This window comes from Serratia sp. HMSC15F11 (genome assembly GCF_001808215.1).
Taxonomy (GTDB): Bacteria; Pseudomonadota; Gammaproteobacteria; order Enterobacterales; family Enterobacteriaceae; genus Serratia; species Serratia nevei.
On record NZ_KV792393.1, the window covers coordinates 1 to 2,255 of the forward strand.

2 protein-coding genes and 1 pseudogene are annotated in these 2,255 nt (G+C 51.2%); all 3 read right to left on the minus strand.

Going from position 1 to position 2,255, the window contains the following annotated elements:
- Positions 1-371 (minus strand): annotated as a pseudogene (locus tag HMPREF3138_RS26805) (hypothetical protein); the annotation flags it as partial.
- A gap of 111 nt (positions 372-482) precedes the next feature.
- Positions 483-899 carry an immunity 63 family protein gene (locus tag HMPREF3138_RS24990; protein WP_071605331.1) on the minus strand — a complete coding sequence of 139 codons (417 nt, stop codon included), beginning with the start codon at positions 897-899 and terminating at the stop codon, positions 483-485.
- Position 900: 1 nt separating this feature from the next.
- On the minus strand, positions 901-2,255 hold a 1,355-nt coding region (locus tag HMPREF3138_RS02185), incomplete at its 5' end, for a glycohydrolase toxin TNT-related protein (RefSeq protein ID WP_246828708.1).

The following is a 2,255-nucleotide window of genomic DNA, read 5'->3' on the forward strand; positions in this document are numbered from 1 at the left end:
CGTGCGGATAACGTCCATCGCCTGTCCGCCAAAGCACCGCCAACACTGACACCGCCTGTCAGCAACGGGCCTTTACCTTGCGATAATGCCCCCGTCCCTATAGCAAGTAGTGCATCGGTGTAGCTGAAGGGTTTGTCTCCATTCACCGTGAGTTGCGTACTGACATTCGCAGCACCGCCAACAGCCCCTCCCGTTGCTGCCGCTCCGACACCGACGCCAGACCCCGTGCCCATTGTCGCTGCTGTGCTCATCAATAGCGCCCATTTCTTCACAAGCTCGGTAGCCGGCTGTGGTGCTCCTGTTCCCAGACCTTTTGCCAGGTCGCTCTGCGCCTGCGTTACCTCTTCCGGCGTGGCGCCATGCTCCGTCATAAACTTGCTCAGTGTCGAAGTGGCCCGCCCTGCATCCATTAGCCCATTCGGCAAGTTCAGATGGTTATTCTCCACAATAATCCCAGCCGCAAAAACTGGGATTCATTACCCTTATGTATAAAGACTATCGTCGTAGGGTGCTTCAGTCAGAATTTTTTGAATTTCATGTCGTGCTTTTAGCTTCCATGAAAGATTCATACTTGCCATTAACTCAATAAATTTTGGGAAAGCGATGCGTCGTCCATCTCTGCCTTTCACCCTGTGTTCTAACTCATATTGGAATGCTGTCTTATAAGCGAGTTCTGACATGACCCAATAAAGTAGTTCATCTAGCGACCCAGTAACCTTCCGCGAAAATTCATAACCTCTTTCTGAATGAATGTAATTATATACATTGTTTTCAAATGTAACATATGGAGTGCCATCACCAATTGGAGCGGAACAAAGATTAACTGAATGTCTTGGGAGACCAGCTTGCAAGGTCAACGCGTCAATTTTCTTTTGTATTTCATTGATATTCAGCAACATGTTAGCGAACCTCACGAATATATCCATTCTTCAATAGCCATTCCACATTCACTCGATCTTGCATATTAGGTAATATTTGAATACCCCCACCAGGCTCACCAAAAGCGGGGGCAATCTTTCCTTGTATAGCAGGCAAGGGTTTTATTACTTCATGTTCATAGTATTTTTCAGCTTTAGCACCTGGCGCTAGGGCTCGTTGTTCGTAAGGCGTACCTTTCGGTGCAAGGAAAGAACCATTAGGCTCACCATATCTATCCAGGCGCGTGCCTACCGGAATTGTGGTTTTGACAGGATCACCTTCAAATCCCAAATTCTTGGGCCAATCCCACCCACCATTGGCATTCTTGAATTTATCGTAGTAAGAATAGCCTCCAGCTTCAGCATCTGTAATTGCACTTGAAGAGTTAGGGTTTTTAGGTACGCTTTCCTTAACAACCCTCTGGCCTAATGCACTAATTTTATTAGCTGCCGCAGCACCTAACACTGGTGTCATCGAAGCCGCAACAATCTTCATTCCGTCATAAGTTTCGATGTAGTTTTCAGCCGTCGCTTTATCCACACCGAACTGCGCCATGGCATAGTTTACCATCGCATCCTTCACCTGCTGCTGATTCTGTGCATCAACACTGGTGAGATTCAGCAGGTTTACTATCTGCCCGTAAGCATCCGGATACATATCGCTGGCTTGGTTATTGTAATTTCCGGTTTCATAACCCCCTTTAACTGCAATAACTTTCAATCTTTCACCGGCACAAGCCGCGCTGGCTGCCTGTCCATTGCTGCACGCAGCGATTACAGCCTTATCAGTGCTGATATCTTTTTCAAGCAATGCATCATATTTCTGCTGCGCCTTTTCGCGCTCTGCCGGATCTTTACTGTTTTTAAGTGTCTGCTTCGCTATCTCAAGCTCTGTCTTTTCAGACACGCTCAGATAGTTATTCTCAATCGCATTCTTCCCGGCCTGTCCACCGGTCACCGTTCCTGCAGTATCCCCCGTCGCCAGCCCGCCTGCAAGCCCTGCGGCCAATTGGCTCAGCGCGCTCACCTGTTGCTTCTCGCTTTCGCTCAGCTGCTCTGCCGTCTTGTCCGGGAACAGCTGGCCGGCAATGTAGCGCGCCGCCAGCTCCCCGCCGCCGGCGCCCAGTCCCCCGGCAGCGGCCGACTGGTTGTTCAGCTGCGCAGTCACCGCGCCCAGCACCGCGTGCGCCATCGCGTTGGCGGCGATATTGTCTTCACCGACCCGCTTTTTAATTTCCGTCGCCAGGTACGGCGAGGCGCCGCTCGCCAGCGCACCCGCCAGGTTGTTGCCCGCCAGCGCCGCCAGCGCCCCCGTCACCGCCTGCGCCGCCTTCTGCA